The 18,030-nt window shown below is 62.6% G+C and carries 19 protein-coding genes; 13 read left to right on the top strand and 6 right to left on the bottom strand.

From position 1 onward, the window contains the following. Positions 1-10: 10 nt before the first annotated feature. The 9 genes from AC0L2U_RS29515 to AC0L2U_RS29475 all read left to right on the top strand — a co-directional run bounded on the left by AC0L2U_RS29515 (position 11) and on the right by AC0L2U_RS29475 (position 10,774). Positions 11-1,234, top strand: coding sequence for a GNAT family N-acetyltransferase (locus tag AC0L2U_RS29515; RefSeq protein WP_127809765.1), 1,224 nt, complete (start codon positions 11-13; stop codon positions 1,232-1,234). 159 nt (positions 1,235-1,393) lie between these two features. Continuing rightward, positions 1,394-2,509 carry a glycosyltransferase family 9 protein gene (locus AC0L2U_RS29510; RefSeq protein WP_127809766.1) on the top strand — a complete coding sequence of 372 codons (1,116 nt, stop codon included), beginning with the start codon at positions 1,394-1,396 and terminating at the stop codon, positions 2,507-2,509. Between the two features lie 217 nt (positions 2,510-2,726). Continuing rightward, on the top strand, positions 2,727-2,951 hold the full coding sequence (locus AC0L2U_RS29505; RefSeq protein WP_127317999.1) for a hypothetical protein: 225 nt from the start codon (positions 2,727-2,729) through the stop codon (positions 2,949-2,951). Between the two features lie 43 nt (positions 2,952-2,994). Next, positions 2,995-5,487, top strand: coding sequence for a DNA ligase D (gene ligD, locus AC0L2U_RS29500; RefSeq protein ID WP_473603072.1), 2,493 nt, complete (start codon positions 2,995-2,997; stop codon positions 5,485-5,487). A 227-nt stretch (positions 5,488-5,714) separates the two neighbouring features. Continuing rightward, positions 5,715-6,620 (top strand): non-homologous end joining protein Ku, encoded by a 906-nt coding sequence (ku, locus tag AC0L2U_RS29495; protein ID WP_024501732.1) that lies wholly within the window; start codon positions 5,715-5,717, stop codon positions 6,618-6,620. Continuing rightward, on the top strand, positions 6,617-7,732 hold the full coding sequence (locus AC0L2U_RS29490; RefSeq protein WP_127809768.1) for a tetratricopeptide repeat protein: 1,116 nt from the start codon (positions 6,617-6,619) through the stop codon (positions 7,730-7,732). The genes ku and AC0L2U_RS29490 overlap by 4 nt, the downstream gene beginning before the upstream one ends. Before the next feature lie 233 nt (positions 7,733-7,965). After that, a complete protein-coding gene (locus AC0L2U_RS29485; RefSeq protein ID WP_127809769.1) occupies positions 7,966-8,610 on the top strand; it encodes an alpha/beta hydrolase family protein in 645 nt (214 codons plus the stop codon). 4 nt (positions 8,611-8,614) lie between these two features. Then, a complete protein-coding gene (locus tag AC0L2U_RS29480; RefSeq protein ID WP_473603071.1) occupies positions 8,615-9,385 on the top strand; it encodes an exodeoxyribonuclease III in 771 nt (256 codons plus the stop codon). Positions 9,386-9,577: 192 nt separating this feature from the next. Then, entirely contained in the window at positions 9,578-10,774 is a 1,197-nt protein-coding gene (locus tag AC0L2U_RS29475; RefSeq protein WP_292335420.1) for a hypothetical protein, read from the top strand. Between the two features lie 62 nt (positions 10,775-10,836). Here AC0L2U_RS29475 and AC0L2U_RS29470 read toward each other — a convergent pair whose 3' ends face one another. Beyond that, positions 10,837-10,935, bottom strand: coding sequence for a putative RiPP precursor (locus AC0L2U_RS29470; protein ID WP_127326585.1), 99 nt, complete (start codon positions 10,933-10,935; stop codon positions 10,837-10,839). A 214-nt stretch (positions 10,936-11,149) separates the two neighbouring features. After that, positions 11,150-11,239: a putative RiPP precursor gene (locus AC0L2U_RS29465; RefSeq protein WP_128290124.1), complete on the bottom strand. Its 90-nt coding sequence runs from the start codon at positions 11,237-11,239 to the stop codon at positions 11,150-11,152. A gap of 171 nt (positions 11,240-11,410) precedes the next feature. Between AC0L2U_RS29465 and AC0L2U_RS29460 the strand changes: the two genes are divergently transcribed. Continuing rightward, positions 11,411-13,027 carry a WD40 repeat domain-containing protein gene (locus AC0L2U_RS29460; protein WP_473603070.1) on the top strand — a complete coding sequence of 539 codons (1,617 nt, stop codon included), beginning with the start codon at positions 11,411-11,413 and terminating at the stop codon, positions 13,025-13,027. A 41-nt stretch (positions 13,028-13,068) separates the two neighbouring features. Beyond that, on the top strand, positions 13,069-13,620 hold the full coding sequence (locus AC0L2U_RS29455) for an isochorismatase family protein (RefSeq protein WP_127396221.1): 552 nt from the start codon (positions 13,069-13,071) through the stop codon (positions 13,618-13,620). A gap of 301 nt (positions 13,621-13,921) precedes the next feature. On the opposite strand, the gene AC0L2U_RS29450 is transcribed toward AC0L2U_RS29455, so the two are convergent. From AC0L2U_RS29450 to AC0L2U_RS29435, 4 genes are all read right to left on the bottom strand, one after another. Further along, a complete protein-coding gene (locus AC0L2U_RS29450; protein ID WP_127811366.1) occupies positions 13,922-14,134 on the bottom strand; it encodes a hypothetical protein in 213 nt (70 codons plus the stop codon). A gap of 77 nt (positions 14,135-14,211) precedes the next feature. Beyond that, positions 14,212-14,511, bottom strand: a complete 300-nt coding sequence (locus AC0L2U_RS29445) for a DUF1236 domain-containing protein (protein ID WP_292681855.1) — start codon at positions 14,509-14,511, stop codon at positions 14,212-14,214. Between the two features lie 1,236 nt (positions 14,512-15,747). After that, a complete protein-coding gene (locus AC0L2U_RS29440; protein ID WP_127396224.1) occupies positions 15,748-15,948 on the bottom strand; it encodes a hypothetical protein in 201 nt (66 codons plus the stop codon). Positions 15,949-16,284: 336 nt separating this feature from the next. After that, positions 16,285-16,572: a hypothetical protein gene (locus tag AC0L2U_RS29435; RefSeq protein ID WP_127268526.1), complete on the bottom strand. Its 288-nt coding sequence runs from the start codon at positions 16,570-16,572 to the stop codon at positions 16,285-16,287. Positions 16,573-16,888: 316 nt separating this feature from the next. On the opposite strand from AC0L2U_RS29435, the gene AC0L2U_RS29430 reads away from it, so the two are divergent. Continuing rightward, complete coding sequence (locus AC0L2U_RS29430) at positions 16,889-17,107, top strand: exopolysaccharide production repressor protein (protein ID WP_306462370.1); 219 nt, start codon at positions 16,889-16,891, stop codon at positions 17,105-17,107. Positions 17,108-17,676: 569 nt separating this feature from the next. Then, positions 17,677-17,979 carry a DUF1236 domain-containing protein gene (locus tag AC0L2U_RS29425; RefSeq protein WP_027035237.1) on the top strand — a complete coding sequence of 101 codons (303 nt, stop codon included), beginning with the start codon at positions 17,677-17,679 and terminating at the stop codon, positions 17,977-17,979. Positions 17,980-18,030 lie beyond the last annotated feature (51 nt).

Here is an 18,030-nt window from a genome sequence, read left to right as displayed (position 1 = left end):
GGAGAAGCATGTGGCAAGCTACGCGGCGGGAACGACTCCGATAAAGGATTTGCCCGGTGGGCCGGTTTCCCCTGCTGTCGCCAACGTTGATGCAACCGCGCACTTCACGGCTCGGCTGCACACCAGCTTCGACACCGTAAGGCTGCTATGGCTGCTCCTTGAAGCTCACGGCGTCTGCACTGCCCACCAGCATTATGCCTGGGTCGAAGGAATCGCCGCACGGCTGATGCCCAAAGAAGCGGATCTGGTCCTCGTCGAGGTGAGTGACGCCGTGACCGGCGCGCCGGCCATGCTGCTGCCGCTGATGCGGCGGCGGGCTCTCGGCCACCACGTGATCGAATGGCTGAGCTGTCGCGTGTGCGACTACTCAGTGCCGCTGCTGGCGGATGGGAGAGCGTGGACCAGGCAGAGTGCCGACGCCATGTGGGCGGCGGTCCGTGCCGTGCTGCCACCGGCGGATCGCATCCATATCGCGGGAATTCCGCAGCAGGTCCACGGCGTGGCCAATCCGCTGGCATTGCTTTCGGTGGCGCGGGACTCCATCCAGGTCAGCTCCGGCCTCGTCCTGCATGGTGATCCGGAGACGCTCATCAAGCGGATCTGCAAGCCGTCCTTCGCCAAGGCCTTCCGCAAGCATTGTCGCGGCTTCGAACAGCTTGGTGGCCTCGCTCTGATCGAGGCCGACACGCCTGATCTGGCCGAGGAGCTCCTGGATGCGCTGTTGGAACTGCGGCTCAAGCGTTTCCGTGAGCTCGGGCGTTTCGACCTCCTGACTGAGGCGCCGGTCGTCGATTTCTACCGCGCCGCGGCGCTGCGAGGCCTGTCCAATGGATCGGTGCGGCTCTTCGGACTACGCGTCGGTGAAGCCTGGCTCGCCTCCATCTATGTGCTGGTCAGAAAAGGCACACTTCACGCCCTCCTGCTCGGCATCGACCAGAATGCGGTCGCCAATGTCTCACCCGGCCTGACGACGATGGGCAAGCTGATGATGTGGGGATGCGAGCGGGGCTTCGACTATTTCGACCTGTCGGTCGGCGGCCAGGGCTACAAGCAACATATCGGCGCCTCGAGCTCGGTACTGGCCGAGATTTGCGAACCGGTGACGGTGCGGGGCAGGGCTGCGAACGCAGCCATTTTGCTGCGCAGCCGGGTCGAAGGCATGACGCGGTCGCGTCCCCGGCTGCTCAAGGCCGTCCAGGGCCTGACGCGCCGCTTGCGGCGATTGAAGGACTGAGGACGAACGTTTGCCGGTCCTGCGATGCAGAGCACCAAGGCCGGCAGGCAAGCTTGTTGACAGGGTCGGTTAACTCTATATCTGAAAGCGCGGCTTGACGTTCAGAAATGAGTGTCCTCGGCAGATTTTTTTAGTTAGCGTTTTCGGCAGATCATCTCGATGAATGCAAGTTTAGGAGATGGGATTCGTTCCATCCTCATTATCCAAACGAAGTACATTGGAGATGTCGTTCTGACATCTGCTTTGGTTCGCAATCTACGTCTTTCTTATCCACAAGCATCGGTGACCATGCTTTGTGCGCCGGGTCTCAAGGAGTTCATCGTCGCGCAAGGGATCGCCGATGTTGCCGTTGGCTTTGAATCCCGTGGCAGAGGAAGGACTCTGCGCAAGCGTTTGAGCGACTATCGTGGCGTCATCTCTGATTTGCGGCGTCGAAGATTTGATCTTAGCATCGACCTTACCGATTCAAAAACCTCGCGGATCATGCATCGTTTGATCGGCGCTCCACTTCGCGTCGGCTTCGATCCTTCCGAGCATCCGATGAAGTTCTGGGAAATCCAGCTTGCAAACGTTCTCGCCGCGACCTTCGGACATGGCGGACCGCATTATCTCTACAGGAACCTGTCTCCACTCCGCGCCCTTGGGCTGGATTGTGAGGACCCAACACCTCGGCTGCAGCTGACCAGTACTGCCCAGGAAGAGTGTGCCAGGCTTCTTGCGGAAAACGCTTTGGCGAAGAAGTCTTACGTGGCCGTGCATGCCGGCGCGAGGTTCGAAGGCCGTTGTTGGCCGCCGCAACATTTTGCTGCGGTCATCGACGAAGTATACGCCAAAACCGGGCTGCGATCCCTCCTTGTTGGCGGGCCGGATGAAGGGCTTGCCGCGCAAAGGATCCTTGAAGTGGCAGCATCGCCGGTCGCAAGTGTCGTCGGAAAAGCCTCGCTTGAGGTCCTGACGGCATTGTTGGCCGAAGCGTCGATCTTTCTTGGCAATGAGAGCGGCCCGATGCACATCGCGGCCTCTGTCGGAACTCCAGCGGTGGGGCTGTACGGTCTGACGTCGCCAGAGCAATGGGGCCCGTTCGGTGTTCCCAACCGGACGCTCCAGCCGCCCATGCCTTGCCCATGCATCGCTCCAGGTGTGTGTAAAGAAAACAACGCCGGTGGGGTCTATTGCGTCCAGCGGCTCCAGGTTGCCGATGTTGCGGCGGTGACACTCGATCTCATCGGCACGGAAGTTCAAAAATCTGCTCATTCGGGCATGCCGGCCGCGTAGCAGGGCGGCAGCGACGGGCGATTGTTTGGCGGCGCGCTTCACGTCTTGATTCAGGCCGAGGCTCAAACATCTTCAAAAGATTGGCAAATTTGACCGGGCCGCATCCTGCGCTGTCCGCGAAATTGACAGGACGGCGCGTCTCCGCCATCCTTGACCCCAGTCGTCAGGCTGCCGGCAGCGGCCGCGTTGTGTGTCTGGGGCGACCGAGGGCAGTGTCATGTTCAGTCCCGTCACAGGTCAGAATTCCAAGCGCGCCGCGGTGCGCAAGGCGCTCGATCGTCACAAGGTCTACATCACCGCGCAGCGTTTTTCGGCAGGCAGCTACCAGGCCCGGGTTCTGGTCGACGGCGAGGCCTATTGGGTCGACGAATTCCGGCTGAGCCAGCTGCAGCAGGGACTGTCGCCGGCGGAGCTCGAGTTGACGCCGGCTGCTGACGATTGAGCGCGACTGGCTTGTTCCTGGCCTCCGTGCTTGGACCTTTGCCATGACCACCCCGCCAAAGCTCCAATCCTACCGCGCGAGGCGTGAATTTTCCAAAACGCCGGAACCGGCAGGCGGCCTCATCACGGACGAAGGCAACCGCTTCGTTGTCCACAAGCACCACGCCACCGCGGACCATTATGATCTGCGCCTACAGGTCGGCGATGTCTTGAAAAGCTGGGCGGTGCCGCGCGGCCCTTCGCTCAATCCGGCCGACAAAAGACTGGCGGTCGAGACCGAGGATCATCCGCTCGAATATATCGACTTCGAAGGTGTCATTCCCGAAGGCGAGTATGGCGGCGGGCCGATGATCGTCTGGGATACCGGCAGCTGGGCGCCGATGGACGATGTCGAAAAGAGTTTGCGCACCGGCGCCTTCAAGTTCCGGCTGGCCGGCGACAAGCTCAATGGCGGCTGGATGCTGACCCGGCTGAAGCCGAAACCCGGCGAAGACGAAAACAAGAAGAACTGGCTGCTGTTCAAGGAGCGCGACCTCGCCGCCGACACCGCGCTTGACATCCTCACGGCCCGGCCGGAAAGCGTCAAATCCGGATTGCGCATCGAGGAGCTGGCGGCGCCGGCGAAGCCAGCCGCCAAACCCGCGCCCAGACAGGGATCGCTGAAGCCCGGCACGCTGCCGGGCGCGTTCAAGGCCCCCATGCTTGCTCGCATCGAGCCGCAACTGGCGACGCAGATGCCAAAACCACCGGATGGCGAGGACACAAGGGAAGTCTGGCTGCACGAAATCAAATTCGACGGCTACCGCACCATGGCGCATCTTACTGAGGGCGCGGTCAAGCTGATCACCCGTGGCGGCATCGACTGGACGAAGCGCTATGGCGACCTGCCGCATGCGTTCGCCAAACTGCCGTGCCGCGACGCCATCGTCGACGGCGAGATCGTGGTGCTCGATGCCAAGGGCATCAGCCGCTTCGCGCTGCTGCAGGATGCGCTGGCGCAGGGCGCCGGCAGCAAGCTCCATTTCTACGCCTTCGATCTTCTCCATCTCGACGGCTGGGACCTGACCAAGGCGCCGCTGGTCCGGCGCAAGGCGCTGCTGGCGCAGATGCTGTCGGGCCTCGGCGCCAATTCCGCCATCCAGTTCTCCGACCATGTCGAGGGCTCGGGGCAGGGGCTCTACGACCAGGCGGCGGAACTGGGGCTGGAGGGTGTCGTCTCCAAGCGCGCCACGGCCATCTATCAGAGCGGCCGAAGCAAAAGCTGGACCAAGACCAAGGCGCTGCTGTCGGACGACTTCGTCATCGCAGGCTTCACCATCTCCGATGCGGCCGAAGGGCTGGCGGCGCTCGGCATGGCAGAGTTTGAGGATGGTGAATTCCATTATCGCGGCAAGGTCGGCACCGGTTTCGATGCCGCCACCGCCGGTGAGTTGCTCGGCAGGCTGGAGCCGCTGGGGGAAGGCGCCACGCCGCCCGAGGGCGTCCCGCGCGAAATCATGCGCGAGATGAACTGGGTGCGGCCGCTGCTGTCGGCGCACATCCATTACGCCAACCGCACATCGGACAACGCACTGCGCCACGGCGTCTTCCGCGGTTTGAGGGATGTCGGCCTGTCGACGCCGGTCTCGTCCAAACGCAAGCGGCTGATCGCCGAGGCCGACCTTGCCACCATCTGGGTGACCAATCCGACGCGCCGGCTGTTCGGCAAGACCGGCCCGACCAAGCTCGACATCGCCGTCTATTATGCGCTGGTCGGCGATTTCATGCTGCCGCACATCCTCGGTCGGCCGGTGTCGCTGGTGCGCTGCCCGACCGGCCTGCCGAAGGATTGCTTCTTCCAGCGCCACGCCTTCACCGGCATGCCGCCCTCGGTGGTGACATTCGAGGCGACAAATTCCGAGGGCGAGACCAAATCCTATCTCTCGGTCGAAGGCGCGAAAGGGTATCTGGCGCTGGCGCAGTTCGGCGTCGTCGAGTTCCATACCTGGGGCACCCACCGCACCGGCCTCGACAGACCCGACCAGATCGTCCTCGACCTCGATCCGGGCGAGGGGATTTCATGGCGCGAGGTGGTCGAGGCCGCCGTGCACATCAAGGGCGAATTGGAGCGCCTGGGGCTGGTGCCGTTCGCCAAGACCTCCGGCGGCAGCGGCATCCACATCACCGTGCCGGTGACGGGCAAGCAGAACTGGAAGAAACTGCACCAGGCGACCAGCGCCATCGCCACGCATCTGGCGACAACGGCGCCGGACACCTTCACCACCACCATGGGCAAGGACAACCGCAAGAAGCGCATCTTCATCGATTATCATCGCAATGCGCGCGGCCACACCTCCGCAGCCCCTTACTCCTTGCGCGCCCGCACCAATCTGCCGGCCTCGACGCCGGTGAGCTGGAGCGATCTGGAATCCATCGATGCGCCGCAGGATCTGAACTATTCCTCCCTGCCGGGGCTGCTGGCGACGTCGGGTGATCCGTGGGCGGAGATCAACGAGTTCGCGCGGGATTTGCCAGTGTTCGAGGGAACGAGGAAGTAGTCGCGAGATGAGGGCGCAGCCCCGCCAGCGTCTCAATTCCAAGTCCATCGACGCTTCCGACAATTTGAATTATTCTCTCCGCCACGACCTCAAAGACGTACCGGAAGATTTCGTCAGGGATTTGCCCGTATCGTGTGGGGTCGGTGTAGGATTTCCTCGGCGCCAATCGTCCTTCGGACGAAAAGCGCTGCAGCAAATGTCAGTGCATGGCCGCGTAGGAGTGTTTCATGGCGCCCAGGGCAAGTTGGAAAGGTTACCTCAAACTCAGCCTCGTGAGTTGTCCGGTGCGGTTGTATCCCGCCACCAGCGCCAGCGAGCGCATCAGCTTCAACCAGCTGCACAAGAAGACCCACAACCGCATCAACATGAAACCGGTCGACCCCGAATTGGGGCTCGTCGAGCGTGCTGATCTGGTCAAGGGCTACGAATACGAGGACAAGCAGTACATCATCATCGATGATGCCGACCTCGATGCGGTGCGCATCGAATCCAATCACACGATGAACATCGAGGCCTTCGTCGACGAGGACGAGGTCGACGTCATCTATCAGGACGCGCCCTACTACATGGCGCCCGACGGTGCGATGGCGGAAGAGACCTTTGCCGTGCTGCGCGAAGCGATGCGCAAATCCGGCAAGCTGGCGATCGCCCGCCTGGTGCTGTCCAGCCGCGAGCGCGTGGTGACGATCGGCGCGCGCGAGAACGGCATGTTCGTGTGCACCTTGAGGAACCCGAACGAAGTTCGCGGGACGGCTGAATATTTCGGCAACATCCCAGCCGGCAAGCCCGACCCCGAAATGCTGCAGCTCGCCGAAGCGCTGATCAAGCAGAAGGAAACCACCTTCGATCCGAAGAACTATGAGGACCGCTACGAGGCGGCACTCATGACGATGATCCGCGAGAAGCTGAAAGGCCACAAGCCAATCATCGCGGCGGCACCAGAGCGCGGCAATGTCATCAACCTGATGGATGCGCTGAAGGCCAGCCTGTCGCAATCGAAGCCGCCGGCCAAATCGAAGAGCAAGGCCGACGAGGTTGCCAAGCCCGCCGCGAAGAAGGCGGCAGCGGGTGGCGCTGCTGAAAATCCGTTGAAGGCCAATCTGCTGAAGGCGGTCGGCAAGAGCAAGAAATGACGGCGCCGACCGGCGCTGTTTTCGGCACGATAGGCGCGCTGGCGGCTTTTCCGCTCAGGCTGGCTGCGCGGGAAGTGGAACGCCAGCACGGCCAGCTGCGGCGCGGTATCACCAGGCGCACCACGCATGTCGTCTTCGGCCGGACACTTCTCGCCAGGGCAGGCCTCGTCAAAAACGGCGATGCCGGGATCGAGCGCAGTGTCGCCGCCGAGCGCGCGGCCGGTCGAACGCTGATCAGCGAGAACGGATTCCTGCGCCTTCTCGGACTGATGAAGACACCGGAGGCGTCTTCACTGTCGCGGCAATCGCTGATCGATCAGTCGCGGCTATCAGGCTCCGACCTCGATTTTTTGTCGCTGTTCGATGCGTTCGAGCATGACACAGAACCTTATTCGTTCCGCGACCTGATCCTGGCGCGCAAATATGCCGGGCTCATCGCCGGCGGCGCGACATGGGGGGCGATCGCGCGCTCCGTCCACCGCTCCGGCCCGGTGGCGTCGCTGACCGCCAAGTCGCTCAATGTCGGCTCGCAGCATGGGCGCGCCGACGCGATCTATCTCGAAGGCGGCCAGAGCGAACTCGATGGGCAGTTGCTGTTCGATCTCGGAACAGCCGGGGCAGAGGGTGACGACACGCTGGAGGAGCTGTTCGCCGAGGCGGAAGCGGCGGAGGAGCAGGGCGACCATGATGGGGCCGCCGCGCTCTACCAGCGTTGCCTGGCCATCGATCCGAGCGATGCGATTGCCGCCTTCAACCGCGCCAACTGCCTGCGCGCCGGCGGCCACGCGGTGGACGCCGCGCATGACTATATCAATGCGATAAAACTCGACCCAGCCTTCGTCGAGGCGTGGTTCAACCTGGCCGGACTGATGAGCGAGCAAGGTCGCGAAGCCTCGGCGCGAAGGCACCTGCAGAAGGCGATCGCGCTCGACAAGACCTATGCCGATCCGGTGTTCAACCTTGCGAGGTTGGAGTTCGACGCGGGCAATCTGCCGGAGGCGCGGCAGCTGTGGGTGCGCTATCTCGAACTCGACGCGGATTCGGAATGGGCGCGGGTTGCAGCCAAGGGAGTGCAGTTCGTGGATCTGCAGCTGGCGCGGACGGCGGGGTGAGCATGATTGGCGAAGGCCGCGATGACAGCCAATCTCCCCCCTTGCGGGGGAGATGCCCGGCAGGACAGAGGGGGGGCGCTGTCCCGCCAACAGATCGGCCAATTTTGGGGCGTGTTCCCGCACGCAAGCCGGACCGAAGACTGGCATTCCTTCACGCCCCCCTCTGCCCTGCCCGGCATCTCCCCCACGAGGGGGGAGATCAGCAGCGTCGCCGTCGCGCCGGACATCACACCATGACCACCTTCCTCTTCGACGGTCCCGACACCGCTGCCATCACCATCCTGCTCGCCCATGGCGCCGGCGCGTCGATGGATTCGCCTTCAATGACCGCCACCGCCAAGGCGCTGGCCGCGGCAGGCTTACAGGTCGCACGCTTTGAATTCCACTACATGGCTGCCCGCCGCTACGGCCACCGCAAGCCACCGCCGAGGGCCGAGACGTTGAACCCGGAATATATCAAGGCGATAGCCGACCTCAGGGCAAAGGGCGTGACGGGACCGCTGATCATCGGCGGCAAGTCGATGGGCGGGCGCGTCGCCTCCATGGTCGCGGACGAGATGTTTGCCAAGGGCGAGATTTCAGGGCTGGTTTGCCTCGGCTATCCCTTCCATCCGCCGGCCAAGCCCGAGCAATTGCGCACCAAACACCTTGCCGATCTGAAGACGCCGACGCTGATCTTCCAGGGTACCCGCGACGAGTTCGGCACCAGGGACGAGGTTGCGACTTATGACCTTTCCGATCGCATCGAGGTCATCTGGCTGGAGGACGGCGACCACGATCTCAAGCCTCGCAAGAGCATCTCGGGATTTTCGGCGGCCGACCATCTGAAGACGCTGGCCGAGACGGTCAAGGCGTGGTCGGGTCGGATCGCTTCCTGAAGCGATGAAGATCGCCTCCTTCAACATCAACAACATCAACAGCCGGCTTGAAAACCTGCTGGGATGGCTGGCTGTGGCAAAGCCCGATGTCGCCTGCCTGCAGGAGCTGAAGGCGCGCGACATGCAGTTTCCACGCTCGGCATTGGCGGCGGCCGGCTATGGCGCGGTGTGGAAGGGCGAGCCGACGTGGAACGGTGTTGCCATCCTGGCACGGGGCGCCAAGCCAGTGCTGACCCGCGATGCCTTGCCCGGCGATGATGCCGACAGGCAGAGCCGTTATATCGAGGCGGCGGTGAACGGCATCATCGTCGCTTGTCTCTATGCGCCGAACGGCAATCCTCAGCCCGGCCCGAAATTCGCCTACAAGCTCGCCTGGCACGCACGGCTGGAGGTGCATGCCGAACAGTTGCTCGACACCGGCCTGCCGGTGGTGCTGGCCGGCGACTACAACATCGTGCCCGAGCCGCGCGATATCTACGCCACCCGCTCCTATGACGACAACGCGCTGGTGCAGCCGGAAAGCCGGGCGTCGTTCCAGCGCCTGCTCGATCAGGGTTGGCTTGATGCCCTGCGCAAGAAGCATCCGAAGGAAACGCTTTACACATTCTGGGACTATCGCCGCAACCGCTGGCCGCGCGATGCCGGCCTCCGGCTCGATCACATCCTGCTGTCGAAGAAACTGGCACGCCGCCTGACCGCCGCCGGCATCGACCGCGACGTGCGCGGCGAGGACGGCGCCAGCGACCATGCGCCGGTGTGGGTGGAATTGAAGTAGGCGACTGCTTTCATTGCGTCGCGCTTGAACGGGTCCCTGCAACGCGCTTAAAGTCTTTTGTCTCGATGCATGTTGCTGTCCCAATCCGGGTTCGCTTTTGGCCGACATGCAATAACCTGTCGGCAAAGTACTCCAACGCAGCCGGATCGCCCGTGAACGCAACCCCCCACGAGATTTGTGAATCGAGGCTCCATGCCTGACTTGGGCGCCGTCGAGATACTGGCCGCCGCCATTGTCGTGCTTGCGGCTGCTGTCATGTCCTGGCTGCTGTGGCGGAAGCGCAGCCGCCGCAAGGGACGGCGGCAGACCAATCCGGCTGCCGACTATGCCGTCCGTACCGAATGGAACGCCGGCGGGGGTATGCTCAATTACTCATCCTTCGTCTATTTCGATGTCGATCGCGACGGCAAATACGGCGCCGGAGACCGGCCGATGGCCGGGATCATGGTGCGGCTGTATGACGAGGCGGGCAAGCTCGCCGCATCCGCGCGCACCAACAATGCCGGCTTTGCCAATTTTCCCATGTCGGTGAAAAGCAGAAAGGCCGTGATCCGCAAGCCGGGCAACTGGCGCTTTGTGGTTTCGGTACCGCCCGGCTGGCAGGCGAAAAGCGAAAATGACATTCAGTCCCGACACTTCATGCCGCTGCCGGGTTCGCCGGCCGGGATGGTATCGCAGGAGATGCTGCTGCCGGTCGGTCTGGCACCGCCGCGCCGCGTCAGCGGGCGCGTTGCCGGCGATGGACCAGCGACCCTCTCCATGTCGGGGAACGGGCACGTCCTGGAGACGCGGGCACTGGCGCCGGGTGCCGTCTTCAGCTTCGACCTGGCTGAAGAAGCCGACACGGCCAGCGTCAGCGGCGGCGGCTTGGAGCGGCGGCTGACGCTGTCGCCCTACTCGGCGGATCTCGGCCTGCTGTCGCCGCAACGCGCCGGCATCGACACTGATGCCGCCCTCGAAACGATCGATTTCGACGATGTGACGTCGCGCCCCTTCAGGAAAATTCCGGCCGGTCATGCCGGATTGACGTGGCGCAACCTGAATGCGATGGCCCGCGACTACACCAAGGACAGCCAGGGCTATGTCAATGGCAATGTCTCCGGTGACTATGTGCTCTACACCAGCAGCGGGCTGCCGGCCGAATTCAGCTGCGAACGGCCGTTCGGCTTTCACTCGGTCATGCTGAGCGCCGCCTGGCTGGCGTCAGAAGGGGAGGTGGCGCTGATCGAAAGCTGGCTTGGCGAGCAGCTGATTGCAAGCGACGAGGTCACGCTGTCGGCGCTGACGCCGCTGCACTACGCCCCGATGCTCAAAGCTGTAACGCGTGTTCGCCTGTCGACGAAGCACTATTGGCAAATGGTGTTGGACGATTTGGTCCTGACGCGCTGAGATTTGGGCACGCCAAAGCGGAGCGAAATTTCGCCCCGCTTCAATCCAGGTTATGTTGACGGTCAGCCCGGCACAATAATAATCGAGGCGCCGTTGGCCGCAGTGACCGCCGACAACCGGCCTTTTTTCAAGAATGATGGCTTCACATAGATCTTTTTCATATCAGACTCTCCTAAAATCCCGATCCGATGATGCCAGACTGCGGCCATCTGTCAACCATGCGGCTGAAATCGGTAAAACTGCAATAAATCCAAGGAGGAGCGGCAAGGCGCCCGCCCTCCAATTCTTGTTTACGCCATCAGGGATCGAAGGCCTTCGATGCTTTTTCTGGAATTGCTCCAGCGCCAGGCACGTTTCGGCCAAGAGTGTGCCAGATTATATCGTGGCGCTGGTCGAGCCGTTTGCCGTGACGGCTGAAAGCTTGTCCTTCTTGACGAGAGCCGGCTTCGCGTAAGTCTTCTTCATGGTAATCTCTCCTCATCCCTACGCGAGAATGGCAGATACGCAAGATGTGTCAACCAAGCCGGGCGTCCACACGGGCTCTTGGCGACACGAGCTTGCGGCTGATAGTCTCGACGTCGACATGCGGGGCAACCGTCACATGGTGAGGGCCGCAACAACGCCCGAGGGATTTCAATGAACAAGGGTGCCGACAGATTGCTCGCGCTTGCCCTGGTCGTTGTCGCCATAGGCTGCCTGGCGCGGATCTATTGGCCGGCAATCGGCGAGGCTTTCCTCTGGCGCGGCTTTTCAGGCCCGCCGATGGATCCAGCCTCGTTACGGCTGGCGGGGTTCCTGGTGGCGGCGTTCGCCTGCCTGCTTGGTGCAGGGCTGTTTTGGGCCGGCCTCTTGCCGGACCGGTCGGGCCAAGCAGCGGGCGCGCCGCTGTTTGGTCGCGCGGCGGAGATGCAGGACGTTGGCAGGCCCGGCCTGCGCAGAGTCTTTCTCGTCCTGCCATTGGTCGTGGTCGCCGCACTGGCCGCCGACCGGTTCGGCCCTTGGCATGAGGGCGGCGACATAGCCAGCGAGCCCGTCGAACCGAAGGCCGACGAACCCAATCCTGGCGAGCCGAAGGCCAACGAACCCAAGGGGCAGGATGTCGCCAGCGCGCCGCCGGCCTCAGAGCCGGCAGCCCCACCGCCTGCACCAGCAGAAGCTGCTTCGCCGCCGGAGGCCGCCAATCCGCCTGCGGCACCGGTCCCACTGACGCCGCCGGCGCTGGTGCAACCGACCCCGCCAACGCTAGTGCCGCCGACCGCGCCCGCGCCTCCGGCGCCGCCGGAGGTCGCGGTCATTCCGCCGCCCATCGTGGCGCCATTGCCGCCGGCTCCGCCGCCGCTACCGACGCAGCCCGAGGGCCACCGCGACTCGGTCGTCTGGCTGGCGGTGGCGCCCGACGGGCACTCGATCATGAGCGCCAGCACCGATCACACGATCAAGCTGTGGGACATCGCCGCCAAGCAGCTGATCCGCACTCTCGGCGTGCACAAGGATATGGCCCGCACGGCGCTGTTCATGCCCGACGGCGTCAGCGCGCTGACGGCCGGCGACGACGGCGAGATCGTGCAGCGCAAACTTTCCGACGGCGCGGTGCTGCATGTCTTCTCCTCGGGCGGCAATGGCGGCGTCAGAAAGCTGGCGATCAGCCCGGACGGCAAACATGCCATCAGCGGGCACGACACGGGCAATGTCATCGTCTGGGATCTCAAGAAGGGCGCTGTGCTGCACGCCATGAGCGGGAACGGCTGGTCGGTCAGCGCCGTCGCCGTCGCGCCCGATGGCAGGCAAGCCCTCAGCGGCAGCATAGACGGCACACTGAAACTTTGGGACATCGAAAGCGGCAAGCAATTACGAAGGTGGCACGGGCATGAGCGAGGCACATATGGCGCCGCGTTCACCGCCGACGGGCATCATCTGGTCACCGGCAGTGGCGATTACACGATCAAGCTCTGGGATCTAGACAGCGGCCGCGAAGCGCGCCGCTTTGAAGGCCACGAAGGCACTGTCTACGCATTGGCGCTGTCGGCCGACGGCCAGCGCCTGGTCTCCGGCTCGCTCGACGGCACGGCGCGGCTGTGGGACATGGACACCGGCAACCAGATCGCGATGTTCGATAGCCGGACCGGCCCGATCTACGCGGTGGCCTTCACCGCCGATGGCACGGTGCTGACCGGCGGCAACGACCGCACCATCAGGGATTGGCCGGCCGCCGGCGGCGACAGCATCGTGCTGTTTGCCGGCGCGCCGGAGTGAACGGAACCTTGATCGCATTGTCCGCCGTGCTATGAAAAACCATGTCAGCTCCCAGCCTCCCGGACAACGCGCCGCTCATTGTCATCGATCTCCAGACCGGCATGTTCGACGGTGTGCACGAGCCGCCGATCCATGATGCGCCAGGCATTGTCGAGCGCACCAAGGCGGTGATCGATTGGGCGCGGCGCGGCGGGCGCAAGGTCGCTTTTATCAGGCATGACGGACCCGATGGCGATCCGTTGGCACCGGATGAGCCGGGCTGGCCGGTTTGGCCCGCGCTCGGCCAGGCGGCGGACGAGCCGACCTTTGCCAAATCGGTGCGCGATGCATTCAGCAATCCCGCCTTCGGCGACTGGGTGGCCGGGCAAGGTGCGGGTGCTGTCGTGCTCTTGGGCGCACAGACCGATTTTTGCGTGGCCGCGACGGTCAAGGGCGCGATCGCCAGAGGGCTCGGCGTGACCGTGGTGTCCGATGCGCACAGCACGCTGGACAATGCCAGCGAGAGTGCCGAACAGGTCATCACCAGGCACAATGGCGAATTCGCGGAGGCCGGTGTCAATCTGGTGACCACAAAGGCGCTTGTCGGCGGCTGAAGCCCGACCGTCGCCGCAGGCCGCATCAGGCAGGCCGGCTTGAGGAGTTCGCGAGGGAAGACAGCGCTGGGCGGCTGCCGTGGTCGACGCGGACGGGGGGGCGCATTGTTGGGATGGCTCGGGCGCCCGCGTCAACCAGGGCGGCTCGTACCGCCGCATTAGCAACATTGCACATCGCAGGTCGCTCGAAACTTCCGCGAAAGCGGAATAGGCCGGAGCAAAAGTGCGGATTCGGCTGAGACTTTCGGCGCGCTTTCCCGGGACGGGGAATCAAAAAGTCTGCTGGTTGTCGGCATGCCCCTCAAGGCGTCCGTCGCTCCTGCACCGGATCGGCGAGGAACGACGCCGCAATCAGGTCGTCGGCATCGATCCGGCCATGACGATCTTCCATGATGGCCGCGACCTTTTGAAAGGTTTTCATTTCGGCATCCGTTACCCGCGCATCGCGCATTCTGGCTTGGAGATCGGCCAGGCGAACGCCCAAAGCAGGGGATCTCACAGCTTTGCTTGTCATCTTCACTCGTCCTGATTGGAACCTGACATGTGCGACCCGCCGCCGTGGCTGGCGGCGGGTTTGGGACCGTTCGAAATTCACTCGTAGACCTTGATGATCTTGCGGGTGCCCGGATCCACCAGGACGGTGCGGTTGTCGACGACCACGTAGCGGTATTGGACATCGGGGATCTCATGAAGCTCGACCGTTTCCGGCAACGCGCTACCAATATTCAGTTCCACACCGGGAACCTTGACCGAAGCGAGGGGCTGCTTCTTCACATACTCGCGGATGACCGTGTCCTGTTCAGGCTGAATGACAACGTCCTGAGCGGCAACGGCGCCGACTCCGGCCAACAGCAATAGCGCCGCAGCGGTGCCCGTTAGGTGCATTTTCATACTGTTTCTCCTTGCGAGTCAGCATGACAAGATCGTCCAACGCTGACGAGCAACTGAACTTGAGCCAAATGAAAATGTTCCTCCGCTGGGGCTTCGGTCGGATGAGAAGTGCGACTTAAGTCCGGTCCGCGAGCGCATTAGTCTTACCGACGGGAACGGCTCTCTGTTCACGACTGTTTGTCTCCCGGATTCGGAGAAACAGATGGACAAAAGTGTTGGCCAAGCGCGCTGGTTGCTCGCACCGATTTTCGCGACGGCCGTCACCTTTCTGGGGATGTGAATAGTCCTTGGCTGACATGTCGTCGATCGGCGCAGCAACGTCCCTTCCTGCGCTGATAGGATTCGCAAGCCGCTTCGGCGGCTGGCGAATCCTCTATCTTCACCGAGCGCGGGCCTGCTCATTCGGCAAGCGAGCGCTTCGTTCAGCTTATGCAACGTTGGGAGGTTTACTATGGATCGGCGATCCTTCTTGACAGCAATGTTTGGCATTGCCGGGGCAGCAGCCCTTGCAGGGGCAATTCGCCCGACCGAAGCAGTGGCCGGTGTTCCAGGCGCCGGAAACGGCATTCTCGATGAAATAGAGGCGTCACAAACAGAGGCCTTCGACGACGGTACACATGCGGAGGTGCAGCCGGTCGACCATCGACGCTGGGATCGGGACTGGGATCGGGACCGGGATCGGGACTGGGATCGGGGCTGGCGCCGGCGCCGGCACGGGCGGCGATGGAGACGGGTCTGCCGTAGTTATTGGCGGCATGGTCGCCGTCGCGTCCGGTGCTATCGCAGACGCGGGCCCTCGGTCATCCTTCGGTTTTAGCAGCTAGCCAGCACGTCTTAGCGGCTTGACCAGCGCGATCGGCTCGGCGTCCGCATTTTTCCGGCGGTTGCCGAGCAGAATGCCGTTTGCCGAGGCTGGAGCTCCACATGGCGAGGCGGCGCGAAGGTGAATCCGCGCCAGACAGAAGCGAAGACGTCAAGATGACGGTGCACCGACGCATGCGATCCGTTGGCGAGAAATGGCCCGGCAGCCAGGTGCAAAGGGAGGCACGCCGGGCCAGCCGACTTCTGGCGGTCGCCGGCCATCCTTATATTCTATAAGTCTAATATTAATGCAAGCGGCGCCAAAAGCCTCCGGTGGACAATACATCGCCCGAAGCCGTCCGCTCCACTGGACGAAGCCTGGAGGACCCGCGCGGCCGCAATCTCGCCATCGCTCGGCAATTGGTTCGGGCTCGTTCAGTTTGCCGCTTTGCTATCGTGTGTCGATCGAGCGGGCGGCGAAGGCAGGGCACGTTGATCCGCAGGCTGCTCGCTGAAGTAGAGCGAACTGCCGAGAACAACGAAGACGATGCCCACCGCCATCAATCCAACCATGAGCACGGCGATCGCCGTGCCTGGACCATGGCCTGTCTTGACGATGGTGGATCGGTGGGGCATCGCGCCGTTCTCCAGATATGGCACACCAGGGGTGCCGAACCTTCGCGACAAACGACAAGCGCGGCCCGATGTTCCCTTGGCGGAGCTTCAATCGGTCAGGTCGGGCTTTTGCTATTTCCTGTAGGACCAAGGTCTTATCTGTTGTGCGCAAAAGTCCAAGGGGCCTTGTTCAGTTCCGATAATGTCCCTTGGATGTTCCGCTATTTTAGGTAAATCTCATATAAAGCTTAGGGGGAAAACTTAGCCAGCCAAGCACATTTTCCCGCGAAACGGGCATGGAAAATGTGGCTTTGGCAAGTTCAACAACAGGCAGTCATGTCTCGGGCGACGAATGGCTCACGTCTCGTCGAATGGGCCCTCGCGGTTCTGATCGCGCGTGATCGCGGCTTCTTCCTCATCATCGGGAAGGGCGTCGTCGCTGTCCTGGTACGCGTTATCGTCGTCCTCGTCGGGCAGATCGCCGTCTTTTTCGATGCCGTAACGCATGTCGCCGTTTTCCGGCACGGACTCTGGCAGGATCTCGCCGCCCTTGATTGCATCCCAATCCTGCTGCTCGATGGTCGGCCCGTCCGCCTGCGGTGCGTCATCTTCGATATCGGCGTCTGGTTTGTTGCGCGGTGCCATATTGGGCTCCTTTCCTTGAAAACTGCAGGCGAAACTCGGGGTGCCGGCGTTTGTTCCCGTGCTTGAACTGCAGGCGTGCTTCTGGATTGCCGACAGCTGGCAGCCCCCGCCAGCACCCGCCGCCGTCCCCGGATCGCCACGCTTGCCAAGTCGCCGCGCAATGGAGAGCGCAGTGGAGATGGGCCGCTTACTTGCGAAGTTGCTAAAATAATGAAATGTTGTCTGCGGGAAATGGGAATGAGGCAGGGACTGATCGGAACCGCCGCGGTTTCGACGGTTTTGGGAAACCATGTATTTTGGACAGTTTCTCGTAGGAATGTCAGCCACGGCCATCATCGTCGCGGTCTGGACCTATATGGTTACCGGCTCTTTCTGGGAGGCATTTGCCTGGACGATAGCGACGCTGCTTGTCCTGCAGGTCGGCTACTTCGTGCTCATCGTGAGGCTGATCTTCAGGGGCTCGCATGATATCGCGCCGAGCCAGGATCCGGTAGACGCCTTCCCGCCATTGCGTCGCGACGGTGTCCGGCTTTAAGACCGGGTAGCCAGGATCACTCGCGCGTGTGCGCCCGGGCAATTCGGGGAACCTCGCCACCAGCGCGACCACGGTGTTTGGTCACTGAGACAGCGTCCGAGCATATCCCTGCCGGAGATTTCGGCGCAGCGTTATCGTGGGAACATGACGAATGCGCGACCTCCTTCGCATGGAGCTCAGGCCGTCAGGTGGAACAAGTGATGATGCTTCGCGTTCTCTAGCGGTACCGGTGAGGTTGCCACCTCCATCGGAACTGCCATGGCTCGCTCTGCTCCCGGCGGGGCGAGCCTTTTTCGTGCTCCCATTGTCCAGACGCGAGGCTGATTTGACGCGGCGACGACAGGTGCTTCGCCAATCCGGCTACAGCAGGAATTTTTCGTCTTCTAATGTCCGTACACATTTGTGCAAGTTTTCAAGCATTTCCGCGCTGTCTGCCGCATGTCTGATCAGCAACAAATTAATATCCGAGCCGAAAACGTAACATCTTCAATTCTGAAGTTTGATGGAACCGCATGGCAGCGGTGGAGTTTTTATGGAGGGCGGAATTCAATTGTCACTAGGAGACGGTCATGAAACTTTATCTTACAAGCGCGGCGGCCGCAGTCGTCCTGATGGGCGGCATTGGTGCGGCGCTGGCGGAGAGCGTCGTCGTCGTCCAGCCGGAGCAGGAGACGGTCGTTCGCGAATACATCAAGAGGGAACCGCTTGCCTCGGTGAACCTTCTGGGGGTCGAACTCAAGCTCGGCTCCTCGGTGCCGGACACTGTCGAATTGCGTGAGGTGCCCGACGTCAAATATCGCGTCGCCGTGATCAATGACCAGACGGTCCTCGTCGATCCGGAGACCCGCCAGATCGTTGAAGTGCTGCACTAAGGGGGGGGTTCCCGCAGCACTGGACCTTGGGGAAAACCCGCCCCGACGTCG

Source organism: Mesorhizobium sp. WSM4808 (genome assembly GCF_055811675.1).
This window is presented reverse-complemented; position numbering and strand designations above follow the sequence as displayed.